Genomic DNA, 26,231 nt, shown 5'->3' on the forward strand with positions numbered 1-26,231 from the left:
CCGCAGTGTCCGGCCCGACGAGTTCAGTTTGAGAGAGACGATGACCAACCGCACAGTCCTGGTCCTGCTCGACCCCGCGACCGAGGTCCGCACCAGCGTGCTCGAGCTGCTCACCATCGCGCGCGGCCTCGGCCGGGTGGAGGCGGTCGCCCTGGAAGCGCCCACCGTCGAGGTGCTCGCGCAGCTCGGCGCGTACGGCGTCGAGACCGTGCACCAGGCCGAGCCCGCCCGCGGCGGCGCCTCCGTGACCGGCGACGAGCGGCACCTGCCCGCCGTCGTCGCGGCCGGCCTGGCTGCCGCCGTGCGCCTCACCGACGCCGACGTGGTGCTGCTGCCCACGTCGTTCGCCGCGAAGGAGGCGGCGGCGCTCGCCGCCCACGACCTCGGCGCCGGCCTCGTCATCGACGCCGCCGCCCTGCGCGACCAGGACGGCCGGATCGTGGCCGGCAAGCGCGTCTTCGCCGGCTCGTGGGACACCGAGTGCCTGGTGACCAGCGACGTCGCCGTGGTGACCGTCCGGGCCAACTCCGCGGTCGCGCAGCCCGCCGGGACCGCCGTCGAGCCGGTGACCGAGGGGTTCGCCGTCGAGGTGGCGCCGTCCCCGGTGACGCTGCTGTCCCGAGCGGTGAAGACCGACACGAGCGGCCGCCCGCCGCTGGACCAGGCGGCCGTGGTCGTGGCCGGCGGGCGCGGCACCGACGGCGACTTCGGGCCCGTCGAGGACCTGGCGGACGCGCTCGGCGCAGCCGTCGGGGCGTCGCGTGACGCGGCGTTCGAGGGCTGGTGGGACACCTACGTGGGCCAGACCGGCGTCACGGTGGCTCCGCGGGTCTACATCGGTGCGGGCATCTCCGGCGCGCCGCACCACCGCGGCGGCATGCAGGCGTCCCAGGTGATCATCGCCGTGAACAGCGATCCGGAGGCGCCGATCTTCGAGATCTGCGACTTCGCCGTCGTCGGGCAGCTCGCCGACGTTCTCCCGCAGGCCGCGGCGGAGATCCGCAAGCGCAAGGCCTGAGCGTGCTGCCGGTTGGCTGCTCCGTCGGCGGTTGGCTGGCCGGCCGGCGGGCGGCTGGCCTCTTCGAGGTCTAAGTTTCTCCGCTCTGAACCGTTTCAGAGCGAAGAAACCTTGACCTCGAAGGGGTGCCCTCAGACGTGCCCCCGGAGGCGGCACCCGGGGCGCCCGCTGGTTCGTCGACGTGGTGGAATGAGTGGATGGAGCAGCTCGAGTCCGACCGGGGTTCGCTGGCACCCGCGGAACGGCGCCGGGTCGCGCGGCACCTCCTGCTCGACGGGTTCGGCCTGGCCGCGCAGGAGCGCCTGGCCCGGTCCCGCGTCGTGGTGGTGGGCGCGGGCGGTCTCGGGTCGCCGGTGCTCCAGTACCTTGCCGCCGCGGGCGTCGGCACGCTCGGCATCGTCGACGACGACGTCGTCGAGGCCTCCAACCTGCAGCGGCAGGTGCTGCACACGGTGGCCGACGTCGGGCGCGCCAAGACGGAGTCCGCCGCCGACGTGCTGCGCGGGCTGGCCCCCGACGTCGAGGTGATCGCGCATCGCGAGCGGCTGACCCGTGACAACGCCGCGGCGATCCTCGGCGGGTACCACCTGGTGGTCGACGGCTCGGACACTTATCAGACGCGCTACGCCGTGTCCGGGGCGGCGGCGAGCCTGGGCCTGCCCGTCGTCTGGGGAACGGTGCTGGGCTGGGACGGTCAGGTGAGCGTCTTCTGGTCGGCGGCACCCGAGGGGCGGGCGATCACCTACCCCGACGTCTTCGGTCCGCAGCCGCCCGAGGGGGAGTCGTGCGCGACGGTGGGCGTGCTGAGCCCGGCGTGCGGCGTCGTGGGCTCGACGATGGCGGTCGAGGCGGTCAAGGTCCTGACGGGTACCGGCGATCCGGCGCTGGGCCGACTGCTGGCCTACGACGCGCGCACCTCCGCGTGGGACACGATCGAGCTGGCGCCGCCGCCGTCCGCTACCGGACCGACCGCGGAGACCGGACCGACCGCGGAGGCCGCGCTGACCGCGGAGGCCGTGCGGGCCTCGCAGGTCGTCGAGGGGTCGGCGCTCGCGCCGCCCCCGGAGCCCGCTGCGGCCCCTCAGCAGGTGTCACCGGGGCCGGGGCCGGGTACCCCCGAGCCGAACCCGGGCGAGCTCGAGGCGTCCGGCATCCTGCTGCTCGACGTCGGGCTGCGCCCGGGCGCGGTACCCGGTGCGGTCTTCGCCCGGCTGGAGGACCTCGCGGCCGGTAACCTGCCGCCGGAGCTGCTCGACCACCCGGTCGACGGGCCGGTCGTCGTGGTGTGCGAGCGCGGTCTGCGGTCCCGCGGTGCGGAGCAGCTGCTGCGCGCCGAGGGGTGGCGCGACGTCACGAGCCGCGCGATCCTCGGCTGAGGAGCACTGACCCACTTCCTGGACACGTCCCGTTCATCTGGACGTACCGGACCTGACGCAGGCGAGACACCGCCTGCTTCTAGGTTGACGACGACCTACCCCCCAGCTCGGACCGGAGAACCTCCGATGACGATCGCCCCCGAACACCGCTCGCTGCTCACGGTGCACACGCACGCGCGCGGCAAGCGCAGCCCCGTCACGTGCCGTCTCAAGTGCAACGACGCGTGCCTGCACCCCGCCCCCAACGAGAGCGCCAACGAGTACTTCAAGGACGTCGTGAGCTCGGTGCTGTCGCGCCGCGCGATGCTCGGCACGCTCGCGGTCGCCGCCGGCGCCGTGGTGATCGGGGCGCAGGGCGTCGACAACGCGCCGTCCGCCACCGCCGCGCCCCTGCCCGAGGGACGCTTCCCCGGCCACGGCGGCGGCCGCGGCCTGGCCTTCGGTGCGATCGACCCGCAGCCCGTCGACGTCGACGCGCTCGTGGTGCCCGAGGGCTACACCTGGGACCCGATCATCCGCTGGGGCGACCCGATCCTCCCGGGCGCACGTACTTTCGACCCGAACAACCAGTCGCCGGAGCAGGCGGCCAAGCAGTTCGGCTACAACTGCGACTACCTCGACATCCTGCCGTTCGACGTCGGCGACGAGCGGCGCGGCACCCGCGGCCTCCTGGTCTCGAACCTCGAGTACACCAACCCGGCGATCATGTTCCCGCCCACGGCGAAGTACTGGGAGACCGACGCCGCCGGGAACGTCACGGGCACGAAGAACGCCTACGCCCGTGCGATCGAGCGCGCTGCGCACGGCATGGCCGTCGTCGAGGTCCGCCGCAAGGCGCCGGGCAAGCCCTGGTCGTACCAGCGGATCAGCCCGTTCAACCGCCGTATCCACATGGACACGGAGTTCGTCATCGACGGCCCCGCGGCTGGCACCGACCTGCTCAAGACGTCCGCGGACCCGACCGGCACCCGCGTGCTCGGCACGATGAACAACTGCGCGGGCGGCACCACCCCGTGGGGCACCGTCCTGTCGGGCGAGGAGAACTTCAACGGCTACTTCAAGGCCGCAGGCGCCAACCCCGCCGCCGACGCCCGCTACGGCATCGGCAGCTCGACCAGCTACGGCTGGGAGGCCGACGACCCGCGCTTCGGTGGCGGCGCCGGGTTCGAGAACGAGTCCAACCGCTTCGGCTGGATCGTCGAGCTCGACCCGCACGACCCGTCCGCGCCGCCCGTGAAGCACACCGCCCTGGGCCGCTTCAAGCACGAGGGCGCCAACGTCACGCTGTCCCGCAAGGGCCACGCCGTCGCGTACATGGGTGACGACCAGGCGTTCGACTACGTCTACAAGTTCGTCTCCAAGGACCGCGTGGCCAAGGGCAGCTCGCGCTGGGCCCGCGCCCACAACAAGACCCTGCTCTCGGAGGGCGACCTCTACGTCGCCAAGTTCACCGGCGACTCGCCGGCCGCCGAGATCGACGGTTCCGGCGCGCTCCCCTCCGACGGCGCCTTCGACGGCTCAGGCGAGTGGCTGCCACTGGTCGTGGACGGCCGCAGCAAGGTGGCGGGCATGTCCGTCGAGGAGGTGCTCGTCTACACCCGGATGGCCGCGGACAAGGTCGGCGCCACCAAGATGGACCGTCCCGAGGACGTCGAGATCAGCCCGGTCACGGGCCGCATCTACGTGGCGTGCACCAACAACTCGGGCCGCACCCCGGGCAACGCCAACGAGGGTGCCACGGAGATGAACCCGCGCGACCGCAAGGTCCAGAACGGCGCCACCATCAACGGCAACCGGGACGGGCACGTCGTCGAGATCATCCCCTCGGGTGACCAGACCTCCACCCGCTTCACGTGGAACCTGCTGCTCGTCGCCGGTGACCCCGCCGTCGAGGGCACGTACTTCGCGGGCTACCCCAAGGACCGGGTCTCGCCGATCTCCTGCCCGGACAACCTCGCGTTCGACGCCGAGGGCAACCTCTGGATCTCGACCGACGGCCAGCCGAGCTCCAGCGGCATCGCCAAGTGCGACGGACTGTTCAAGGTGCCGGTCGTGGGCCGTGAGCGTGGCCACGTGCAGCAGTTCCTCTCGGTGCCCGCCGGCGCCGAGACCTGCGGCCCGATCATCGACTCGCGTGACGGCATGGTCTACGTCAACGTGCAGCACCCGGGTGAGGACGGCACGTTCGCCGCACCGCAGTCCTTCTTCCCGGACTACGTGGCCGAGGGCGTCCGCCCCGAGGCCGGCGACTTCCGGGGACCGCGCCCCACGGTCGTGCAGGTCTACCGCGGCAAGGGCAACGGCAAGGGCGGCTCCGGCCGCTGATCCGCACCATCCGGCGCCGCTGGTCGTGCCCGCCGGGTCCCGAGCTTGTCGGAGCTCGGGGCCCGGCGGGCACGACCAGCGGCGTACGCGTGCCGTCCCGGGGTAAGGCACGCCTGGCATCACGTCACACCGTGGGATGCGATCAGGGCTCCGTGACGTTCGTAGACTTGATGACCGTGACGACCCCGCCTCCCGATCCCGCACGCACGCCCCTGACGGCGAGCGGCGCGCACGGCCAACCGCCGCGCGAGCCGGACGGCGCGTACCTCGATCACGCCGCGACCACGCCCATGTCGGCCGCGGCGCTCGCGGCGTTCGTGGCCGAGGCGCAGCGCACCGGCAACGCGTCGTCGCTGCACTCCGCGGGCCGCACGGCACGGCGCGCCGTCGAGGAGGCACGCGAGACGCTCGCGAAATCCCTGGGCGCACGGCCGAGCGAGGTCATCTTCACGGCGGGCGGCACCGAGTCGGACAACCTGGCGATCAAGGGCATCTTCTGGGGACGCCGCGCGCAGGACACCCGCCGCTGCCGCATCCTCGTCTCCGCGGTGGAGCACCACGCGGTGCTCGACCCCGCCTTCTGGCTGGCCGGCCACGCGGGCGCCGAGATAGTGCTCCTGCCCGTCGACGGCGAGGGCCGGCTCGACCTCGACGCCCTGCGCGCCGAGCTCGCCGCCCATGCCGACGAGACCGCGCTGATCAGCGTCATGTGGGCCAACAACGAGGTCGGCACGCTGCAGCCGATCCGCGACGTGGTGCGCGCCGCGCGCCCGTACGGCATCCCCGTGCACACCGACGCCGTACAGGCAGTGGGCCAGGTGGACGTCGACTTCACGGGTTCCGGCGTCGACGCCATGACCGTCAGCGGCCACAAGCTGGGCGGCCCCGTGGGTGTCGGCGCCCTGCTCGCGCGGCGCGACCTCGCGCTCGACGCGGTGCTGCACGGCGGCGGCCAGGAGCGCGGCGTGCGCTCCGGGACGCTCGACACCGCCTCGATCGCCGCCTTCGGCGTCGCCGCACGCCACGCCGTCGAGTGCCTGCCGCAGCGCGCCGCCCGCCTGGCCGCCCTGCGTGACGACCTCGTCACCCGCGTACGCGTCGCCGCACCGTCGGCGGTGCTGCGCGGCCCCGATCCGGGATCGGGCGACCGGCTGCCCGGCAACGCGCACTTCACCTTCCCCGGTGCCGAGGGCGACTCCCTGCTGTACCTGCTCGACTCCGCAGGGGTGCAGGCCTCCACCGGCTCGGCCTGCCAGGCTGGCGTGCCCCAGCCGTCGCACGTGCTGCTCGCCATGGGCGTTCCCGAGGCCGAGGCCCGCGGCGCCCTGCGCTTCACGCTCGGGGCCACCTCCACGGAGTCCGACGTCGACCGGCTCGTCGCCGCGCTGCCCCAGGTGGTGGCCAGGGCGCAGGCCGCGGGTCTCGTGTCCGGCCGTGCGATCGGAGGTATGTGATGCGGGTGCTCGCAGCCATGTCGGGTGGCGTGGACTCCGCGGTCGCCGCGGCGCTCGCGGTCGAGGCGGGGCATGACGTCGTGGGCGTGCACATGGCGCTCTCCCGGAACCGGGACCAGTTCCGCACGGGGTCCCGCGGCTGCTGCTCCATCGAGGACGCCGGTGACGCCCGCCGCGCGGCCGACGTGCTCGGCATCCCGTACTACGTGTGGGACCTGTCCGAGCGGTTCGAGGACACGGTCGTGGCCGACTTCCTGTCGGAGTACGAGGCCGGCCGCACCCCCAACCCGTGCGTGCGCTGCAACGAGCACATCAAGTTCGAGGCCCTCCTGGACAAGGCGACGGCCCTCGGGTTCGACGCGGTCGCGACGGGCCACTACGCGCAGATCGTGACCCGTGAGGTCGCGCTGCGCGACGGCGGCCGGCGCAGCGTGCGCGAGCTGCACCGCTCGCCGAACGACGCCAAGGACCAGTCGTACGTGCTCGCGGTCGCCGGTCCGGAGCGGCTCGCGCGCGCGATGTTCCCGTTGGGCGGGTTTGCGTCGAAGGACGAGGTGCGGGCCGAGGCGGCGCGGCGCGGGCTGTCGGTCTCCGCCAAGCCCGACTCCTACGACATCTGCTTCGTGGCCGACGGCGACACCCGTGGGTTCCTGCAGTCCCGCCTGGGTTCCCGGCCCGGCGCCGTGGTCGACACCGACGGCGAGGTGGTGGGCGAGCACGACGGCGCCTACGCGTTCACGGTGGGGCAGCGCAAGGGGCTCGGGCTCGGGAGACCGGCCGCCGATGGCAAGGCGCGGTACGTTGTCGACGTGCAGCCCACCACGAACACGGTGGTGGTGGGCCCCGCCGAGCTGCTGAGCGTCGACCGGATCGCGGGGGAGAAGGCCCTGTGGTTCGACGGCGTGCTACCCGCTCCGGTGGTCGAGCCCGTCGAGACCACCGACGTCGTCCCCGACCCGGACGGCTGGTTCGACGCGGAGGTGCAGGTCCGCGCGCACGGCGCGCCCGTCCCGGCACGGGTGCGGTCGATCGCCCGGGCCGGAGACGCGTATGGTGACGGCGTACCGGAAGGTGAGCGGCCGGCGTCGTCCGCGGCCGGGGCGGACTCGTCCGCACCCGCCATGGAGATCGAGCTGACCGGCGCACCTCTGCGCGGCGTCGCGCCGGGCCAGTCGGTGGTGGTGTACCGCGGTACACGGGTACTGGGTCAAGCGACGGTCTCCCGAGCCTGGCGAGCACCTGCGCCGGCTGCCACGGCCATGGACCGAGCTCGCTGACCTCGGTCCGTCGGGACCGGTCGAACGGCTGACCGGTCTCGTCCCGGTGATGCGTGGGACGCCGCAGGACCGACATCTGAACAAGGAGAGCTGATGACCGCTGTGACCGGACACGGGCCGTGGCCCGGAGGCGAGCGCGACGTGCTCGAGGCGCAGCAGACCGCGTTGGACGAGCTCGCGGAGCTGCCCACGGGCGTCGACGCGATCCCGTTCCTGACGCAGCTGGAACAGCGTGGTCCCGGCGCGGACCCCCTCGGGCGGACGGCGGTGCGGCTCGCCGAGATGCCCGTCGAGCTGGGTCCGCACGGCTGGAAGCTCACCGAGCGGCCGGGCATCGACACGCGGCGGGGCGAGACGTTCTGGCGCGAGGACCTCGAGGCCCTCGCCATCGCGGCTCACGGCCACACGGGACCGCTCACCGTGGAGATGCTGGGGCCGTGGACGCTGGCGGCCCAGCTGTGGTCCGCACGCGGGGACCGCGTCCTGGCCGACACCGGCGCCCGGGCGGACCTCGGCCTCGCGCTCGCCGGGAGCCTGCGGACGCTCGTGGCCGACCTCGTGGCCCAGGTACCCGGCGCCGAGGTCACCATCCAGCTCGCGGAGCCGTTGCTCGGTCAGGTGCACGCGGGCGTGCTGCCGACGTTCTCCGGGTTCTCCCGGCTGCGGGCGGTGGCCGGGCCCGAGATCGTGGAAGGGCTCGAGCCCGTGCTCACAGCGGTGCGCGACGCCGGCGCCCGCTCCGTCGTCCACCTCGGCAGCACCTGGGTCGGGGTGCCGCCCGTGGTGCTCGCCGGTGCCGACGCGCTGGGCCTCGACCTGGCCGACGTCGGGCCCGGCGGCTGGAACGAACGGGCCTGGGAGCTGGTGGCTCGTGCCATGGAGCGGGGCACCGGGCTCTGGGCGGGGCTGCCGCCGGCACAGGTCTCGCAGTGTGCGGGACCGGCGCTCGGCGAGCTGGCCGACATCGTCGCCGTCCCGTGGCGGCGGATCGGCCTGCCCGCCGCGAAGCTCACCGAGGTGACCCTCCTGGCCGCGTCCCGCAAGTCGCTCGCCTCGACGGACGCACACCGCGCGGAGCTGGCCAACCTGGGCCGGGTGGCGGAGTCCCTGTCGGAACGCGCGGAGGCCTGACCCCCGCCCCCTTCGAGGCCATCCCCTTCGAGGTCTAAGTTTCTCCGCCCTGAATCGCTTCAGAAGGGAGCAACTTAGACCTCGAAGGGGGACGACGGCGCCGGGTGTGAGCGCGGCCTCGGCGTCAGCTGGTCAGGCGGTTCCAGAGGAACGTCCAGTGCGTCGCCGCCATGTACGCGGCCTGCGCGTTGTTCGCCGCACCGCCGTGGCCGCCCTCGATGTTCTCGTAGTACGTCACGTCCTTGCCCGCCGCCAGCATGAGCGCGGCCATCTTGCGGGCGTGGCCGGGATGCACCCGGTCGTCCTTGGTCGACGTCGTGAACAGCACCGGCGGGTAGTCCCGGGCGGCGTCGAACAGGTGGTACGGCGAGTACTTCTGGAGGAACTCCCACTCGTCGGTGTCCGGGTCGCCGTACTCGGCCATCCAGGACGCGCCGGCGAGCAGGTGGGAGTACCGCTTCATGTCCAGCAGCGGCACACCGACGATGATCGCCCCGAACAGGTCCGGGTACTGCGTCAGCATGTTGCCGGCGAGCAGCCCGCCGTTCGAGCGACCTTCCATCCCGAGCTGCGCGGGGACGGTGATACCGCGCGCGACGAGGTCACGTGCCACCGCGGCGAAGTCCTCGTACGCCCGGTGCCGGTGTTCCTTCAGCGCTGCCTGGTGCCAGGCCGGCCCGTACTCGCCGCCGCCGCGGATGTTCGCCACGGCGTACACGCCGCCGCGCGCCAGCCACGCCCGGCCGACGGTGCCCGAGTACCCGGGCAGGATCGCGTGCTCGAACCCGCCGTAGCCCCACAGCAGGGTGGGCGCGGGACCGGCCTCGCCGGAGACGAGGTCCGCACGGCCGACGACGAAGTACGGCACACGCGTCCCGTCGTCCGACTCGGTGAACTGCTGGCGGACCTCCAGCCCGGCCGCCTCGAAGTACGACGGCGCGGACTTGAGCACCTCGGGCGCGGGCTGCTCCTGCGCCCCGACCGTGGTGCGCCCCAGCGTCGACGGGGTCAGGTAGCCGGTGGTGACCACCCAGACGTCGTCCGAGTCGACGACGTCCACCGCGCCGACGCCGACCGTCAGCAGCTCGCCGCCCACGGACAGGTCGGAGCGGGTCCACCCCTGGTCGCCGCCCGACGCCGTGCCGTCGCCGGGCGGCGTCAGCACGTGGAGGAGGTTCTTCACGTCGTCCAGCACGTTGAGCACCAGGTGGTTCCGCGTCCAGGTGATCCCGGCGAGCGACGTCGTCGGCGTCGGCTCGAAGAGGACCGTCAGGTCGCGCGACCCGGCCATGAAGTCGTCGAACGGGGCCACGAGCAGCGACCCGGCACGGTAGGTCGTGCCGCCGAGCGCCCAGTCGTCACGCAGCCGGACCATCATCCACTCGCGGTGCAGGCCGACGTTCGCGGAGTCCGGCACGTCGATCTTGGTGAGGGTCTGGTCGGGGGTGCCCACGTTCGTCGCCAGGTAGGTCTCGTTGGCGTAGAACCGCAGGGCACGGTGCACCAGGTCCCGCTCGAATCCTGGGGTGTGCGAGCGCGACGCGCTGATGTACATGTCCTGGTCGGTGCCCTCGTAGACGAGGGTCGCCTCGGCCAGCGGAGTGCCGCGGCGCCACCGCTTCACCTGCCGGGGGTAGCCGGACGGCGTCATGGTGCCCTCGCCGAAGTCCGTGAACACGTAGACCGTGTCCTCGTCGACCCAGGACAGCCCGCCCTTGGCCTGGGCGCGGACGAAGCCGCCCTCGCTCTCGGGTACGAACTGCTTCGTGACCAGGTCGAACTCGCGAGTCACGTCGGAGTCCGAGCCGCCGGGGGACAGGTCGACCAGCGCGCGCCTGCGCGGCTCGCCCGCCGCGAGCTGCTCCGGCGTGGGGCGCAGGACGCTCGCGCCGTGCCAGACCCAGCTCTTGCCCTCCTGCTCGGCCAGGGCGTCGAGGTCGAGGACGATCTCCCACTCGGGGTCGGCGGTCCGGTAGGAGTCGAGGGTGGTGCGGCGCCACAGTCCGCGCTCGTGCTCGGCGTCCTGCCAGAAGTTGTAGTAGTGCTCGCCGACCTTGGAGACGTGCGGGATCTTGTCGTCCGAGTCGAGGACCTCGCGCACCGCCCGCTCCGTCTCGGTGAACGCGGGACCCCCGAGGGCCTCCGCACTGTGCGCGTTGCGCTCGCGGACCCAGCTCAGGGCGGTGTCGCCGTCGACGTCCTCGAGCCACGCGAACGGGTCGGGAGCGGTGGGGTCGAGAGGGGTGTCCGGGAGAGCGGTTCTGGGGGCGGTCTGGGTGTGCTCGACGCTCATGAAGAGCACCCTACGCGGCCCCTCCGGGCTGCCGCCGTCCTGGGCCGCGTCCCACGCTCTCGCATCGCGCCAGTCCACTTTTAGCCGTAATGTGGTGTTATTGCGCCACGGGGCAGCCACATTCCTCAATGGCACAGATTTTCGCTGGTCGCACCACGGTCGTGCCCTTCCACGCCCGGGACGCGCTGTGGTAGAAACTGCACTCCAGGGGGTTGTTCGCCCTCTCCAGCCGAGTTCGTGGAGCAGGTCGCGGTATCCGCCGTGTCCGGCCTTCCAAACTCTGACGAGACAACTATTAGGGGGATCGGCTCGGTGAGCTCGATGTCTTCTTCTCCTCCGCCGAGCAGGCTGCGCCAGGTTGCACCCTGGGTGTGCGTCGCCGGCGTGCTTGCTTATGTACTCGTAGCACCCGTCCTGTTCACCGCCACCGGGGCCTCCTCCACGTGGCCCGCATGGCTCGTCGGCATCGCCGCCGTCGGGCTCGCCGTGGCGGCCGCACTGATCGCCGCCCGGTCCTCACGCGACGATCTCGCCGCGCACGAGGACCTGGTCCTGGCCTACCGCCGGGCCGAGGAGCGTGCCGAGGCGGCCTCCCGGGCGCTCGACGCGCTCGCGAAGGAGCAGCTGCCCGCGTTCCTCGACAGCGAGCCCGCCCCTCCGCTCCCGCACCTTCCGGGTGACGCCGGCGCCCAGGCCCGTCTCGACGAGGCCGCCGCCATGCTCGCCCGGGTGCAGGAGGAGCGCGTCGCCCGTCGCGATGCCGTCCAGGTCGCGGTGGTCGCACTGAGCCGCAAGGTCCAGGCCGCCGCGCACCGCATCCAGGAGGAGGCGGCGCGCATGGTGCAGCGCCACCCCACCGACCCGGACATCCTGCAGACGTCCATGCGCGTCGACCACGCCGCCGCCCAGCAGGCACGGCAGGCACAGAGCCTCGCGGCGCTGTGCGGTGAGTGGCCTGGCCAGCAGTGGAGCGAGCCGCTCCCGCTGCCCGACGTCGTCAAGGGCGCCGCCAGCCGCATCACGGCGTTCCACCGGGTCGAGGTGTCGGGTGACCCCGGCGTCGCCGTCTCGGCGCGGATCGTCGAGCCGCTCATCCACCTCGTGGCCGAGCTGCTGTCCAACGCCACGCAGTCCTCGCCGCCCACCACGCAGGTGCTCGTCTCGCTGCGTCAGGTGCAGCGCGGCGCGGTCGTCGAGATCGACGACTGCGGTGTGGGCCTCGACCTCAAGCAGCTCGAGCAGGCGCGCGACATCGCCTCCGGCAAGCGCGAGATCAGCATCACCGAGCTGGGCGAGATCCCGCAGACCGGCCTGGCCGTCGTCGGTACCTACGCCCGGCGCCACGGCTTCCGCGTGGACGTCACCGAGTCGGTGTACGGCGGCCTCCGCGCCATCGTCATGATTCCGGCGGAACTCACCGAGGCAGTGGTGCCGACGGGCATGCTCACGCCGGCAGCCACCCTGCCGAGCGCCGGCAACCACACCAGCGGGGCCTCAGCACTCGGGTCCCGCCGCAGCGCCACCGCGGTCGTCGAGGCGCCGCTGGCGCCCGAGCTGCCCAGCGCCAAGCCCGCGGACGACGACGAGTGGCCCGCGCCCGCGGCGCCCGACCCGGCGACCGTGGTTCCCGTCGAGCCGCTGAGCGCGCCCGGCGACGTGGCCGACGAAGAGGAGGAGACGCCCGTGGCCGGTGCCCCGGTGCAGGCCCCTGGCGAGCTGCCCCTGCGTCCTGGGCGAGCCCGCCCCGAGGACGACGAGTTCCCCGAGCCGTCTGCGCTTCCGCAACGGCGATCGCGCCGTGGAGAGGCGGACACGCCGGACCGGACCAAGGCCACGGAGCCCCGTACCGAAGCTCCTGGCCCCGCTCAGACGGCCGAAGAGGCCGGTGAGTGGATGGGTGCCTTCTTCAGTTCGAGCGAGGCGCGGTTCGGGGACTCACCTGACAGCAGCGAACCGTCGGCTGGAGCCGGCGGAACTTCGGAGGACCGATGACTACGCAGGCCGACGGCATGACGAGCACCGACGGCAACAGCTGGATGCTCGAGCTCATCAGTGGTGTACGGGGGGTCAAGCATGTTGTCGTGCTCACCTCGGACGGACTGATGAAGGTTCGGACGGACCAGACCCCGCTGGACGTGGCCGACAAGGTAGCCGCGGCATGTGCCGGACTTGTGGCACTGGGAATGGGAATGAGCAGGGAGTTCGGGAACAGCGAGACGATCCGCCAGGTGATGGTGGAGTTCGACGGCGGTTTCCTCTTCGTCCGGGGAGCCGGTGACGGCTCACGCCTCGCGGTCGTCACGGAGACGGTGATCGACCCGGCTCTGATCGCCCAGCAGATGCAGGCCCAGGTGCTCATGATCGGGGAGCGCACGCTGGGCACGGAGCGGATCTCCAGCTGATCCCGCCCCAGGCACCGTTTCGGAAAGCACCACCTGGGCCTGAAGAGGCTCTGGCGTATCAGGCACCACCAGCTCGACCGATACCTGACCGACCGACAGGGGGCGAGGGGATGGACACCGAGGAGTACCGCGACCACCCGGTGCGCTCGTACGTGCTCACCTCGGGGCGGGCACACCCGTCGCGCAACACGCTACGACCGGAGACACTCGTGCGGGCCGTCGAGAGCCGGCCCGTGCTCTCGACGGCGAGCCGCCTGGAGCGCGAGCTGGTCGAGCTGTGCCGCGGGACGCTCGCCCTCGCCGAGGTCGCCGCGTACCTGCAGCTGCCCGTGAGCCTCGTGGCGGTCATGGTCTCGGACCTGGTCGACACGGGGAACCTGACGATTCGTTCCAACCATCAAGCGCACGTCCTGCCCGGCAAGGACATCCTGGAGAAGATTCTCGATGGACTCCGCAAGCTCTGACCGCACAGCACCCGGCCAGCATCTGGCACCGACCGTCGCACGGTCGGTCAAGGTGCTCGTGGTCGGTGCCTTCGGGGTGGGCAAGACGACGCTGATCGGCGCGGTGAGCGAGATCGACCCGCTCCGTACCGAGGAGCGCATCACCACGGCGAGCGTCGGCATCGACCCGGGGCAGCCGAACAAGGAGACGACGACGGTCGCGATGGACTTCGGTCGCATCACCGTGACCGAGGACATCGCGCTGTACCTGTTCGGCACCCCGGGCCAGCGCCGCTTCTGGGACCTGTGGGCGGGCCTGGCCGACGGCGCCGTCGGTGCGCTGGTCATGATCGACACCCGGCACCTCGAGGACAGCTTCGAGGTGCTGGACCAGCTGGAGCTGCGCACGAAGATCCCGTTCGCGGTGGTCGTCAACCAGTTCCCGGACTCGCCGAACTATCCGCTGGAGCGGGTCCGTGCGGCGCTCGACCTGCTCCCGGAGACCCCGATCGTCGAGTGCGACGCGCGGGACCGGCAGTCCGCGGTACTCACCCTGATCACCCTCGTCGAGCACGCCATGACGTTCCCGGTGTTCCAGAAGGTCACCGCGTGACACTGGCCAACAGACTGCACCTCCGGCTGGAAGACATCTCGGACCGGATGCAGCTGTCGGACATCACGACGGCCCGGGATCCGCACAAGCTGTACGAGCAGCTCCGTGACGAGTGGGGCCCGGTCGCGCCGATGGACCTGGAGCCGGGCGTGCCCGCCTGGCTCGTGCTGGGGTACGACGAGGCGAGCAGCGTCATGCGCAACGAGCTGCTGTTCTCCCGTAACTCCCGCAACTGGCGGTACGTCCAGGAACGTTCCCTACCCGCGGACTCCGGCGTGTTCGCCGCCCTGGCCCCGCGGGAGAGCGCCTACTACCTCGACGGGATGCAGCAGCGCCGGCTGCGCGCCCCCCTCGACGACGCTCTCGGCGCCATCGACGAGAAGCGCCTGGCCCGCACCGTCGCGGTGACGTGCGAGGCGATCATCGACCGCCTCATGCCCCGGGGCGAGGCGGATCTCGTGAAGGACTACGCCGTGTCGGTCCCCGTGATGGTCATGACCGAGATGTTCGGCATGAGCCTGTCCGACGGGAATCGGATGCACGAGCTCACCGAGGCGGTGTACGAGGGCCGTGAGAAGGCCCGCGCCGCCGCGATCGAGCAGGAGTCGCTGTTGGCCGTGCTCGTGGCGACGCACCGGGCCGAGCCCGGCGAGGACCTCACCACGGCCCTGGTGAACCACCCGAACCACGAGAACGACGTCGAGGTGATGGCCTCGATCGGCGTCATGTTCAGCCTGGGGCACGACGCGGAGATCGCGTGGATCGCCAGCACGCTGCACATGATCCTGACCGACCCCGCGTTCGCGGCGCGTGTGCGCCGCGGCCGGCTCGACCTGGACGACGCCCTGGACGAGGTGTCGCGCCGCAACCCGCCGGCTCCGCACGTGCTGCCGCGGTTCGCCCGGCAGGACTGCGAGCTGGGCGGACGCCGGATCGCGTACGGCGATGCGCTCGTACCGGCCGTCGCCGCCGCGAACGCCGACCGGGCCATCCGTACGGACGACCCCTGGGAGGAGCTGGGCAGCCGGTTCCACCTCACGTGGGGCGCCGGCGCGCACGCCTGCCCCGCCCACCGGATCGGCCCGCTCATCGGCCGCATCGCCGTCGACACGCTGCTGCGCCGGATCCTCGACATGGAGCTGTCGGTGTCGGCGGACTCGCTCAAGATGTCGGTCTCACCGTGGTCGCGCTATCCGCGCAGCCTCCCGGTCCGGTTCACGTCACCGCCCACCGAGGGCGGCCCGCCGACCGAGCGCTGACCCCGCCGAGGTGGTCCCGGCGAGGTGGTCACCCTGCTCTCGCCGGGGACCACCTCGCCAGACGACCACCTCGGCGGAACGGCGTCAGGCCTCGGTGCCCACGCGCTCCTTGGGGGCACGCTCCTTGATCCGCTCCTTGAGGCGCGGCACCACGTTCTTGTAGACGGACGGCTCGATCGGCAGGAGCCACTGGATCGCGCGGGCGCGCGAACTGATGTTCACGCCTGCCTCGTCGAGCGTCTCGTCGATCTGGTGCATCGAGAACGGGATGACGTTGGTGCCCCGCGCGTGCTTGCCGCGGGTGCGCTTCTCCATCCACGCCACGCGCTCGGTCACGTGCTTGCGCCGCTCCTCGATGGGCGGCAGGTCGAGCGCCCCACCCAGGTACGCGGCGATCCAGATGGCGCCGGCCTCGGCCGACAGGGGAGAGAAGAGTGACGAGTTGTAGCCGGAGAACGTCAGGTTCGGCACGTCGTGGGGCAGGATCTGGCGGTAGAGCTCGTAGTTGCCCTGGTCGTCCAGGAGACGCGCGGAGATCGTGTCGTCGAGGAACGGGACGCGCTGGTGGAACCCGGTACCGCAGACGACGAGGTCGGTGGGGAGCCGCGTGCCGTCGCTGAGCACCGACACGGGACGGTCGCCCTCGACCTCGAACCGCTCGATCTCGGTGTCCCGGTGGACGGCGATGGTGCCGGCGGCGACCTGCTCGTAGAACCCGTCGGTGGACAGCGACACCGTGCTGTTGGCGATGTCCGCGAACTCACCGTGCGGGACCAGCCCGAGCTTCTTGAGCTTCAGCTGCATGGTCGCCACGGAGCCGATGCTGTCGAGCATCGACGCGCGGACCTTGTCGCCGGGGCCGTGCAGGAACTTCTCCATGCGGTTGTTCAGGTCCTGGTAGCGGAACAGCGCCTCGCCCAGGCGGGACAGCAGCAGGTACTTCATGTTGAGCACCTTGCCCACGCGCTTGGGCATCTTCCACAGCAGCTGGCGCGCCACCACCGTGGTGGACTCGGCGACCGGGCCGATCTCGGCGGCCACGTCGCACGCCGACTTGCCGTACCCGACCACGACCACGTGCTTGCCGCGGGCATCGTCCAGCGTGTTGAGCTGGCTGGAGGCGACGAGCTTGCCACCGGCGCGGACGAGGTCGGCGTAGCCCTCGTACTGCGGGAAGACCGGGTCGGAGAAGATGCCGTTGGCGACCACGAGGTGGTCGAACTTCTCGGGCGCGGAGACCGGGGCACCGACGCGGCGGGCGGTGATCATCCAGCCGTCCTCGGCGTCCGTCAGCTCGGCGCGGACGACCTCGGTGGCGAGCCGCAGGTGGGGACGGAGCCCGAACGTCGAGACGTACCGCTCGAGGTAGGCCTGGACCTGCTCGCCGGTGGGCCACTCGGGGTAGTCACGCGGCATCGGCAGGTCGGAGAACGCGTACGAATCCTTGTTGTTCTGCGTCCGGAGGCCCGTGTACCGGCGGGTCGCGCTCCACACCCCGCCGACGTCCGGCGCCTTCTCGAAGACGGTGACGTCGTGCTCGAACTCGCGGAGGATCTTCGCGGTGGCCAGACCTGCAAAACCGGCACCGACGACGGCGATCTTCAAGGTACCCCTGCTCTCAGTAGATTCCTGGCATTTTTCTCGAATGGTAGCGGCAGCGGACCATGCGCGATAGGGGCGGATCGAGGCGAATGCCCAGGTCGGCTGACCTTTCGGCGCAGGCTTCAGCGGCTGGCCGCTCGGATGTCAGTGGTTCAGTCCATGATTGTGTCTGTGAGCGAGACGACAGGCATCCCGGAACCCGCAGCAGCGACCAGCGACGAGGCCACCGCACAGCGCCGGTGGGCCGAGCTCGTGGCCCGGATCGAGGAGGACCGGCGGGCGTACTTCGAGGCTGATGCCCCCGTCTCGTCCGACGCCGAGTACGACGCCCGGATGCGCGAGCTGCAGGAGCTCGAGGCGGCACATCCGGCGCTGGTGACGCCGGAGTCACCCACGCAGAGCGTCGGCGGCGCCGCGGCGGCAGGGTTCGCCACCGTCGAGCACATCGAGCGCATGCTCTCGCTCGACAACGCCTTCAGCACCGACGAGCTGGCGGTGTGGGCGGAAAAGGTGAACCGCGACCTGGGCACGGACAAGCCGGGGTTCCTGTGCGAGGTCAAGATCGACGGCCTGGCCATCTCGCTCGTCTACGAGCGGGGGCGTCTGGTGCGGGGCGTCACGCGCGGAGACGGTCGCGTGGGCGAGGATGTCACCCGGAACGTGCTGCGCATCGCGAGCATCCCGCAGCAGCTCACCGGCGAGGACCACCCCGACGTGGTCGAGGTGCGCGGAGAGGTGTTCATCCCGGTCGCCACCTTCGCCCGGCTGAACGAGCTGCAGGCCAAGCTCCGCGAGCGGGTCGTCGAGGAGGCGCGGGAACGTTCCGGCCGACACACCGGCGGCAAGGAGTTCGACGTGGAACGGGCGCGGGTCGCCGCGCTCCGCCGGTTCCCGCAGTTCGCCAACCCGCGCAACGCGGCGGCGGGCGGTCTGCGGCAGCTGCTGGAGAACAAGGACGGTCTCGAGCTGGAGGCGGGTCTCGCCCGCGTCGAGGGCCTGCGGATGTACGCGCACGGTGTAGGCGCCCTGCAGTGGGAGGAGGGTACGCACGAGGAGCTGGAGCGCCAGTCCGACGCGTACGCCTTGTTCGAGCAGTGGGGCATCCCTGTCTCGCCGCACAACCGGGTCGTCGACGGCCTGGACGGCGCGCTGGAGATGATCGAGTACTTCCGTGAGCACCGGCACGACATCGAGCACGAGCTCGACGGGATCGTCCTCAAGGTCGATGCCCTGGCGCGGCAGCGCAAGCTGGGCTCGACCAGCCGCGCACCCCGCTGGGCGATCGCGTTCAAGTACCCGCCGGAGGAGGTCAACACGCGGCTGCTGGCCATCCAGGTCGGTGTGGGCCGCACCGGCCGGGCCACCCCGTACGCGGTCATGGAGCCGGTGGCGGTCGCAGGCTCCACGGTGCGCCAGGCCACCCTGCACAACCAGGACGTGGTGCGGGCCAAGGGTGTGCGCATCGGTGACGTGGTGGTGCTGCGCAAGGCGGGCGACGTCATCCCCGAGATCCTCGGACCGGTCCCCGCCCTGGCCGACGACGGCTACCCGCGCGAGGACTTCGTCATGCCGGCCCAGTGCCCGGAGTGCGGCACGCCGCTGCGCCCCATGAAGGAGGCCGACGTCGACCTGCGCTGCCCCAACGCGGAGTCCTGCCCGGCGCAGGTGCGCGGGCGGGTCGAGCACATCGGCTCGCGGGGCGGCCTCGACATCGAGGCTCTCGGTGAGGTCACGGCCTCTGCACTCACGCAGCCGCAGGTTCCGGCGGATCCACCGCTGCGTACTGAGGCCGGCCTGTTCTCGCTCACGCTCGACGATCTCGTGCCGATCGAGGTCGTGGTCCGCGACCCCGAGCTGGGTGCGCCGAAGGTGGACGATGACGGTGTCGCGCGGGTGCGCACCCCGTTCCGCAAGAAGCGCAAGCTCTCGAAGAGCGAAGAGCGGGCGGCGATCGAAGCGGGAGAGTCGCTGTACGAGCCTTCGTCCGGGGCGCATACGCTGCTGAACGAGCTGGAGCGGGCCAAGACCAAGGACCTGTGGCGCAAGCTCGTCTCCCTGAACATCCGGCACGTCGGGCCGGTCGCGGCCCGGGCGCTCGCGGGCTGGTTCGGTTCCGTGGACGCGATCGAGGCGGCGTCCGAGGAGGAGCTGGCGGCCGTCGACGGTGTCGGCCCGGTGATCGCCGCCGAGATCAAGGCCTGGCTGGCGGTGGACTGGCACCAGGAGATCCTCGCCGCGTGGCGTGCGGCGGGTGTGGAGCTCGCGACGCCGGGGCACCCCGGTCCTGCGGCGATGGCGGAGGCGGACACGGAGCCCACCGGCCCCCTCGCGGGCCTGACCGTCGTGGTGACCGGCTCGTTGGAGGACTTCACGCGGGACGGCGCCAAGGAGGCCATCATCGCCGCGGGCGGCAAGGCCTCCGGCTCGGTCTCCAAGAAGACGGACTACGTCGTGCTCGGGGAGAACGCCGGCACCAAGGCGGCCAAGGCCGAGGCGCTCGAGATCCCCACCCTGGACGAGGACGGGTTCAAGAAGCTGCTGGAGGGTGGCCCGGAGGCGCTCTGAGCGGGCGGCCTCACCGGCGGCCCGGCAGCCGCATGGTCAGCAGCTTGGCCTGCGGTGCGAGGCGAGCGGCGAGGGCGAAGACGCCGTCGGTCCGCTGCCGGTCCGGGTCGATCACCGAGAACAGGTTCACGCCCAGGTAGAAGGTGATGGCGGCGTCGGCGACGTCGCGTGCAGGCAGAAGCTTGCCGAGCGGTGATCCGCCCACGACGCGTTCCCACTGCTCGGCGACGAAGCCGACCCAGGGCTCGGCGCGCACGCTGATCTCGGCCCGCAGTGCCGGCTTGGTGACGGCCGCGGCGACGAGCTCGCCGAACTGCGCGAGATAGCCGCGCTCCAGGTCGGTGCGGTAGATCGTGGTCGCCGCCTCGACCAGCTCCTCGACCGTTCGAGCCTTCGCGGCGGTGGCGCGGTGCAGCGCCATACGCTCCTCGGTCGCGCGGTCGAGCGCCGCCAGTAGCAGCTGGTCCACACCCCCGAAGTGGTAGAAGACCAGCGCCGAGTTGGCGTCCGCCGCTGTCGCGATGGATCTGGCCGTCGCTCCGGCGTAGCCCTGTTCGCGCAGCACCTGGTCCGCCGCGTCCAGCAGCCGCTTGCGTGTCTCCTCGGCCGTCCCACGCCCGGTCTGGGCCATCGTCAGCTCCTTCCGCCGTCGCTTGATCATATGCTTTAATCACCTGATTAAACCGAGTGATCAAATCAAGTGATCAAACTGGACCGATCGCTCGCTTGCCAAGAGGAGCACGCGCATGGAGCAGAACCCAGCCCGGCAGTCCGCGGACCACAGCGATCACGGGACCGGCGGCGCACGGGACGCCGAGCCCTTTCGTGTGCCGGAGGACTCGTCCCTGCCCCTCGAGCCCACGCGCCCTCCGCTGCCACGCGGCGCCCGCCGCGCCCGGCTCCAGCTGGCCGGGGTCGCGCTCGCCCTGTTCGCCGCGATGCTCGTGGCCAAGCTCCTCGACTCGGCGGACGTGCAGCAAACGGCCCTCTTCTACGTGGGTATCCCCGCGGTCATCGCTCTCACGGTGATCCTCACCGCACGGCCCCGGAGCGCGGTCGGCACCGCCCTCGCCACCACGACTGTGGGTCTGGCGCTCGCCGGCCCACTCCTGAACGAGGGCGTGGTGTGCCTGGTCATCGCCGCGCCGCTGTTCTACGGCGTGGCCGCTGCCATCGGCGCGACCGTCCAGAGGTCCCGCAACCAGCGCGGCCGGGCGCTCGCCGTCGCGCCGCTGCTCCTCCTCCTGATGGCCGAGGGGATCGGCGGGTTCAGCCTGATGCCGCGCGACGACGCCGGTGTCGCGACCGTCGTCGTGGAGGCGACACCCGAGCAGGTGGCCGCCGCCCTCGCCGCTCCGCCCACCTACGGCGAGTTCGAGGCCCCGTTCCTGCGGGCCGTCCCGTTCCCGGAGCCGGTGTCCGCCACGGGGCACGGGCTCCGGGTCGGCGACGAGCGGCACGTGACCTTCAGCCCGCGCCGCAGCCTGGGGATCAACGCGGGGACGACGCCGCGTGCGATGTCGCTGCGGGTCGCGCGGTCCGAGGTGTCCGACACCGGAGGTCACCTGCGCCTCGACGTCACCTCCGACACGACCTTGGCTCGCTGGATGGACCTGCACGCCGCGGACATCACATGGGAGGCGGCCGGTGCCGGCCGCACGCGGGTCACGTGGGCCCTCGAGTACACCCGCACCTTCGACCCCTCCTGGTACTTCGGCCCGATCCAGCACTACGCATCCGGCCTGGCGTCGGAGTATCTGATCGAGACGTTCGCGAACACGGCGGAGCGAGCGGGCGCGTGACCGGCCTGCTCGACCCGGCCACGGCCGCCGTCGTCGTGCGAGGGGCGGCGGTGGTGGTGCCCCTGCTCGCGGTGGTCGTTCTCTGTGCCTGGCGGACGCCGGACCCGCGCGCCGTCGGTGCGGCGGTCACCGCGACGGCGTGGGCCGCGCTGCTGCTCCTGCCGCTGAACGTCGCCGCGCCGTCGTTCGGCTGGTGGACGTTCCACGCCACAGGGGCCGTCTGGCTCGGTGTGCCCGTCGACCTCTGGCTCGGCTGGTCGCTGCTCTGGGGTGCTGTGCCCGCACTGGTGCTCAGCTGCCTGCGGGGAGATCGGGCGCAGGCCGCCCACCCGAACGTCGTCCGACCCGCTCGCCCCGACAGGTCCGGGCCGGGCAGCGGGCACTGGCCGCTCCTGCTCCTCGCCGCCGCCCTGGTCTGGCTGGACCTGGCCGTCATGCCGCTCGGTGAGCCCGTGGTCGTGCTCGGCGAGCACTGGCTGGTCGGTGAGGCGGTAGGGGTTGTGACCGCCCTGGCCCCGGCGTTGTTCCTGGCCCGCTGGACGCTGCACCGGACCCACGTCGTCGTCCGGGCATGGGCGCAGGCGGTGTGGGCCGGCGGCCTCCTGCTCACCCTCCCCGTCATCACGCTGGCGCCCGAACCGCACTGGCCGGCGGTCGTCACGTCGACGGGCGTCCAGCTCACGCTCCTCGTGTGCCTGCCAGGCCTGGCCGCGATGCGGGAGCTCGCCGCCGTCGGGCGCGGCACCCCGCTGCCGTACGACCCGCCGTCGCGCCTGGTCACCTCCGGGCCCTACGCGTACATGCGCAACCCGATGCAGACCACGATCGCCGCCGCCTACACAGGGCTCGCGCTCACCCTCGGGGAGCCCGCGCTGCTGCTCGGCACCCTGGTCGCCGTCGGATACTCCGCGGGGCTGGGCGAGTGGCACGAGGGAGAGCAGCTCCGGCAGGCGTTCGGTGAGCCCTACCGGGCCTACCGTGCGTCGGTGCGGTCCTGGCTGCCGCGCTGGCGTCCCGCGCCCGTGATACCCGCGGCCACGCTGTGGGTCGCCGCCGACTGCGTGCAGTGCACCGGCGTCGCCCGGTGGTTCGTGCGCCACAACCCGGTTCACCTGCGCATTCGCCCAGCAGCGGAGCATCCGGAGGTCCTGTACCGCGTCACCTACGAGGTGTTCGGCATGCTCGGTGAGGCCTCCGGCCCGACGCTCGTCGTGCGTGCCCAGGGTGTCGCCGCGATCGCCCGCGCGCTGGGGCACGTCCACCTCGGCTGGGCGCTCGCGGGCTGGGCGCTCGATCTGCCGGCCGTGCGGCACTTCGCTCAGCTGGGCGCTGACGCTTTCGGGGCGGGGCCGAGGGCGTCCCGAACGGGAACGTGTTCCTCGGGTGTCGCCGCGAGCGGGCATGCGTGAGCAGGCGGTTCGTCGAGCGATAACGCTGTCCAGTTTACAACTTTTGCTTGACTGCCGACAGAAGTACCTCGTAGGTTCTAGCCGCAAGGTCAATGCCGACCGAGGAGATCTCATGACACAACGTGGAACCAGTATCCGCGCGAGACAGGCTGCCGCAGGCGCGACCGCCGTCGCGCTGACAGCAGTGATGCTGGCAGGGACCGTCCCCGCCGCTTCGGCGGCAGACGACCTGCCGCCGCAGGAACCCGGCGTCACCCTGAGGACCTATGACATGGCGCGCGACCTGAGCGAGCTGTGCACGCTCCGCTCCGGCCAGACACCGAACGTCGACCAGCTGAAGCCGACCATCGACTACGCGACAGAGGCCGACTTCGGCATGGGCGAGCGTTTCATCGCGCACGCGCTCGCCAACCTGTCGGTGCCGTCCGCCGGGAACTACGAGTTCCGGCTCACGAGCGACGACGGTTCGCGACTCGTGATCGACGACGCCGAGGTCATCGACAACGACGGCCTGCACGGCGCGGAGTCGAAGGAGGGCACCGTCGCCCTCGAGGCGGGGGTCCACGACCTGCGCGTGGAGTACTTCGACAACACCAACGACAACATCCTGAAGCTCGAGTGGCGTCCGCCGGGCGCGACGGACTTCGTCGTCGTCCCCGAGAGCGTGCTGAGCACCGAGGCCGGCGTCGTGCGCGTGACGGCACCGGGCACCAAGTACTGCGAGGGTTCGGACGAGACGGCGGGCGACGGCATGCGCCTCGACTCCGTGTACCCGGGCTACACGCTGACGGACCTGCGCCCCGAGGGCTTCGAGCCCATGGTCGCCGGGCTCGACTGGACCGACGACGACCGCCTCGCCGTGGTCACGTCCGGCTCGGTGAGCCCCGGCGGCTGGGTCGAGAACCCCGAGCCGGGCGAGGTGTTCCTGCTCGACAACGTGACGGGCGAGACCTCGAAGGACGAGGTGACCTACGAGAAGGTCGCCACCGACCTGTTCAACCCCATGGGCATCGCCGTGATCGAGGACTCGATCTACGTGTCCGAGCGGGACAAGCTCACCGAGCTCACGGACCCCGACGGTGACGGCTTCTACGACGAGCACCGCACGGTGGCCGAGTGGCCGTTCGGCGAGAACTTCCACGAGTTCGCGTTCGGCCTGCTGCACGACGACGACTACTTCTACGTGAACCTGTCGGTCGCCATCAACAACGGCGGCGCCACCACGGACCCGCAGCCGGCCGAGAACCGCGGCACCTCGATCAGGATCGACCGCGAGACCGGTGAGGTCGAGTACGTGGCCGGCGGCCTGCGCACGCCGAACGGCATGGTCAAGGGCCCCGACGGCGAGCTGTTCGTGATGGACAACCAGGGCGCCTGGCTGCCCAGCTCGAAGCTGGTGCACGTCGAGGAGGGCAAGTTCTTCAACCACTTCACGAACCCGGCCGGTCCGTTCGACGACCAGCCCGTCTCCGCCCCGGCGCTCTGGGTGCCCCAGAACGAGATCGGCAACTCGCCGAGCGGCCCGGTGCAGCTCGAGGAGGGTCCGTACGCGGACCAGCTCGTGTTCGGTGACGTCACCTACGGCGGTCTGCAGCGCGGTTTCCTCGAGAAGGTCGAGGGTGAGTACCAGGGCGCGGTGTTCCGGCACACGGCCGGCCTGGAGGCCGGCGTCAACCGTACGATCGTCGGGCCCGACGGCGCTCTGTACGTCGGCGGCATCGGCGAGGGCGGCAACTGGAGCGAGCCGGGCAAGCTGCGCTACGGCCTGCAGAAGCTGACGCCGAACGGCGAGGACGCCTTCGACATGACCGAGATGCGGGTCACCAAGAAGGGCTTCGAGGTCGAGTACACGCAGCCGCTCTCGGACGAGACGGTGGCGAAGATCGCCGAGGACCCGAACGCCGCGTTCCGGATGGACCACTGGCGCTACGTGCCCACGCGGTCCTACGGCGGGCCGAAGATCGACGAGCAGCAGCTGTTCGTCTCTCGCGCCAAGGTCTCCAAGGACCGCACGAAGGTGACGCTCACGGTGGACGGGCGCCAGCCCGGGTACGTGGTGCACCTGCGCAGCCCGCGTCCGTTCGCGGACGTCGAGGGTCGCGAGCTGTGGAACACCGAGGCCTGGTACACGCTCAACGCGATCCCCGGCTACAAGGCTCCCGCAGGGTTCCAGGAGGCGGAGGAGGCGACGCTCCGCGGCAGCGCGAACGCGGCCAACGAGCACAACGGCTACTCCGGCTCCGGGTTCGCCGCCGGGTTCAACCAGCCAGGCGCCTCGGCGACCTTCACGACCACCGCGCGCCGCACGGGCAGCGTCCCGGTGCACCTGCGGTACGCCAACGGGCCTAACCCGTTCGAGGGCACCAAGACGCTGTCGGTGCTCGTCAACGGCGAGGAGGTCGAGCCGTGGGCGCTGGAGTCCACCGGCACGTGGAAGACCTGGGCGACCGCTACCCGGTCGTTGGACCTGCGCAAGGGCGTCAACACCATCACCCTGCGCTACGACGAGGACGACGACGGCAACGTCAACCTCGACTTCCTCAAGGTCGGCGGCGGTGACGACATCTGCGAGGCGAAGGAGTACGAGCAGGGCTACACCGCGCTGTTCGACGGCACGCTGGCCTCGCTGGACGGCTGGAACATGGCTGGTCCGGGCTCGTTCGCCCGGCAGAGCGACTGCACCATGCGCGGCAACGGCGGCATGGGCCTGCTCTGGCACTCCACGGAGCTGAACGAGTACAGCCTGAAGCTGGACTGGAAGCTCAACAAGGACGACAACGGCGGTGTCTTCGTCGGCTTCCCGGACCCGGGCAACGACCCGTGGGTCGCCGTCAACCAGGGGTACGAGATCCAGATCGACGCCACCGACGAGGCGGACCGCACCACGGGCGCGATCTACACCTTCCAGGGCGCCGACCCGGAGGCCGTGGAGCGGGCGCTCAAGCCGGTGGGCTCGTGGAACTCCTACGAGATCCGGGTGGAGGGGCAGACCATCAAGGTCCTGCTCAACGGTGAGCTGGTGAACGACTTCGTCAGCACCGACCCCGCGCGCGACCTCAGCCAGGGGTTCATCGGCCTCCAGAACCACGGCCAGGGCGAGGCGGTGGGCTACCGCGACGTCCGGGTCAAGGACCTGAGCGACGCCGGCTGACCTCGCGGTCGAGCTGACACAGCGCTGGTCGAGCTGACACCTCGCTGGTCGAGCTGGTCGAGACCCAGGTCTCGACCAGCTCGACCAGCGGTGGCGGCTCGACCAGCGTCG

At 71.5% G+C, this 26,231-nt stretch carries 18 protein-coding genes; 15 read left to right on the forward strand and 3 right to left on the reverse strand.

The annotated features are described in order from the left end of the window. The first annotated feature begins 40 nt into the window (after positions 1-40). The 6 genes from LUU90_RS19675 (at position 41) to LUU90_RS19700 (ending at position 8,581) form a co-directional block, all read left to right on the forward strand. A complete protein-coding gene (locus LUU90_RS19675) occupies positions 41-1,018 on the forward strand; it encodes an electron transfer flavoprotein subunit alpha/FixB family protein (protein ID WP_275005533.1) in 978 nt (325 codons plus the stop codon). A gap of 197 nt (positions 1,019-1,215) precedes the next feature. Beyond that, complete coding sequence (locus tag LUU90_RS19680) at positions 1,216-2,394, forward strand: HesA/MoeB/ThiF family protein (protein ID WP_275005534.1); 1,179 nt, start codon at positions 1,216-1,218, stop codon at positions 2,392-2,394. A gap of 126 nt (positions 2,395-2,520) precedes the next feature. After that, complete coding sequence (locus LUU90_RS19685; protein WP_275005536.1) at positions 2,521-4,719, forward strand: PhoX family protein; 2,199 nt, start codon at positions 2,521-2,523, stop codon at positions 4,717-4,719. A 290-nt stretch (positions 4,720-5,009) separates the two neighbouring features. After that, positions 5,010-6,173, forward strand: coding sequence for a cysteine desulfurase family protein (locus tag LUU90_RS19690; RefSeq protein WP_425596269.1), 1,164 nt, complete (start codon positions 5,010-5,012; stop codon positions 6,171-6,173). Next, positions 6,173-7,450, forward strand: coding sequence for a tRNA 2-thiouridine(34) synthase MnmA (gene mnmA, locus LUU90_RS19695; protein ID WP_275005539.1), 1,278 nt, complete (start codon positions 6,173-6,175; stop codon positions 7,448-7,450). Before LUU90_RS19690 ends, mnmA begins: the two co-directional genes overlap by 1 nt. A 93-nt stretch (positions 7,451-7,543) precedes the next feature. Further along, complete coding sequence (locus LUU90_RS19700) at positions 7,544-8,581, forward strand: hypothetical protein (RefSeq protein ID WP_275005541.1); 1,038 nt, start codon at positions 7,544-7,546, stop codon at positions 8,579-8,581. A 124-nt stretch (positions 8,582-8,705) separates the two neighbouring features. Here LUU90_RS19700 and LUU90_RS19705 read toward each other — a convergent pair whose 3' ends face one another. Next, entirely contained in the window at positions 8,706-10,874 is a 2,169-nt protein-coding gene (locus LUU90_RS19705) for a prolyl oligopeptidase family serine peptidase (RefSeq protein WP_275005542.1), read from the reverse strand. Positions 10,875-11,258: 384 nt separating this feature from the next. On the opposite strand from LUU90_RS19705, the gene LUU90_RS19710 reads away from it, so the two are divergent. The 5 genes from LUU90_RS19710 (at position 11,259) to LUU90_RS19730 (ending at position 15,591) form a co-directional block, all read left to right on the forward strand. Next, complete coding sequence (locus LUU90_RS19710; protein WP_275005543.1) at positions 11,259-12,866, forward strand: ATP-binding protein; 1,608 nt, start codon at positions 11,259-11,261, stop codon at positions 12,864-12,866. Continuing rightward, a complete protein-coding gene (locus LUU90_RS19715; RefSeq protein WP_275005544.1) occupies positions 12,863-13,276 on the forward strand; it encodes a roadblock/LC7 domain-containing protein in 414 nt (137 codons plus the stop codon). The genes LUU90_RS19710 and LUU90_RS19715 overlap by 4 nt, the downstream gene beginning before the upstream one ends. Positions 13,277-13,386: 110 nt before the next feature. Continuing rightward, positions 13,387-13,740: a DUF742 domain-containing protein gene (locus LUU90_RS19720; protein ID WP_275005546.1), complete on the forward strand. Its 354-nt coding sequence runs from the start codon at positions 13,387-13,389 to the stop codon at positions 13,738-13,740. Continuing rightward, positions 13,721-14,332: a GTP-binding protein gene (locus LUU90_RS19725; RefSeq protein WP_275005547.1), complete on the forward strand. Its 612-nt coding sequence runs from the start codon at positions 13,721-13,723 to the stop codon at positions 14,330-14,332. The genes LUU90_RS19720 and LUU90_RS19725 overlap by 20 nt, the downstream gene beginning before the upstream one ends. Further along, a complete protein-coding gene (locus LUU90_RS19730) occupies positions 14,329-15,591 on the forward strand; it encodes a cytochrome P450 (protein ID WP_275005548.1) in 1,263 nt (420 codons plus the stop codon). Before LUU90_RS19725 ends, LUU90_RS19730 begins: the two co-directional genes overlap by 4 nt. Positions 15,592-15,675: 84 nt before the next feature. On the opposite strand, the gene LUU90_RS19735 is transcribed toward LUU90_RS19730, so the two are convergent. Beyond that, positions 15,676-17,196 carry a flavin-containing monooxygenase gene (locus LUU90_RS19735; RefSeq protein ID WP_275005549.1) on the reverse strand — a complete coding sequence of 507 codons (1,521 nt, stop codon included), beginning with the start codon at positions 17,194-17,196 and terminating at the stop codon, positions 15,676-15,678. 156 nt (positions 17,197-17,352) lie between these two features. On the opposite strand from LUU90_RS19735, the gene ligA reads away from it, so the two are divergent. Beyond that, positions 17,353-19,758, forward strand: a complete 2,406-nt coding sequence (gene ligA, locus LUU90_RS19740; protein WP_275005550.1) for an NAD-dependent DNA ligase LigA — start codon at positions 17,353-17,355, stop codon at positions 19,756-19,758. A gap of 10 nt (positions 19,759-19,768) precedes the next feature. On the opposite strand, the gene LUU90_RS19745 is transcribed toward ligA, so the two are convergent. After that, a complete protein-coding gene (locus LUU90_RS19745; protein WP_275005552.1) occupies positions 19,769-20,389 on the reverse strand; it encodes a TetR/AcrR family transcriptional regulator in 621 nt (206 codons plus the stop codon). Between the two features lie 115 nt (positions 20,390-20,504). On the opposite strand from LUU90_RS19745, the gene LUU90_RS19750 reads away from it, so the two are divergent. From LUU90_RS19750 to LUU90_RS19760, 3 genes are all read left to right on the forward strand, one after another. Then, positions 20,505-21,560 carry an SRPBCC family protein gene (locus tag LUU90_RS19750; RefSeq protein WP_275005554.1) on the forward strand — a complete coding sequence of 352 codons (1,056 nt, stop codon included), beginning with the start codon at positions 20,505-20,507 and terminating at the stop codon, positions 21,558-21,560. Then, positions 21,557-22,969 carry a methyltransferase family protein gene (locus LUU90_RS19755; protein ID WP_275005555.1) on the forward strand — a complete coding sequence of 471 codons (1,413 nt, stop codon included), beginning with the start codon at positions 21,557-21,559 and terminating at the stop codon, positions 22,967-22,969. Before LUU90_RS19750 ends, LUU90_RS19755 begins: the two co-directional genes overlap by 4 nt. Before the next feature lie 112 nt (positions 22,970-23,081). Continuing rightward, the gene (locus LUU90_RS19760; RefSeq protein ID WP_275005556.1) at positions 23,082-26,120 is read left to right on the forward strand and encodes a family 16 glycoside hydrolase; all 3,039 of its coding nucleotides are present in this window, start codon (positions 23,082-23,084) and stop codon (positions 26,118-26,120) included. The last annotated feature ends 111 nt before the right edge of the window (positions 26,121-26,231 follow it).

Origin of the sequence: Promicromonospora iranensis (assembly GCF_028994775.1) — a bacterium.
Lineage (GTDB): Bacteria > Actinomycetota > Actinomycetes > Actinomycetales > Cellulomonadaceae > Promicromonospora > Promicromonospora iranensis_A.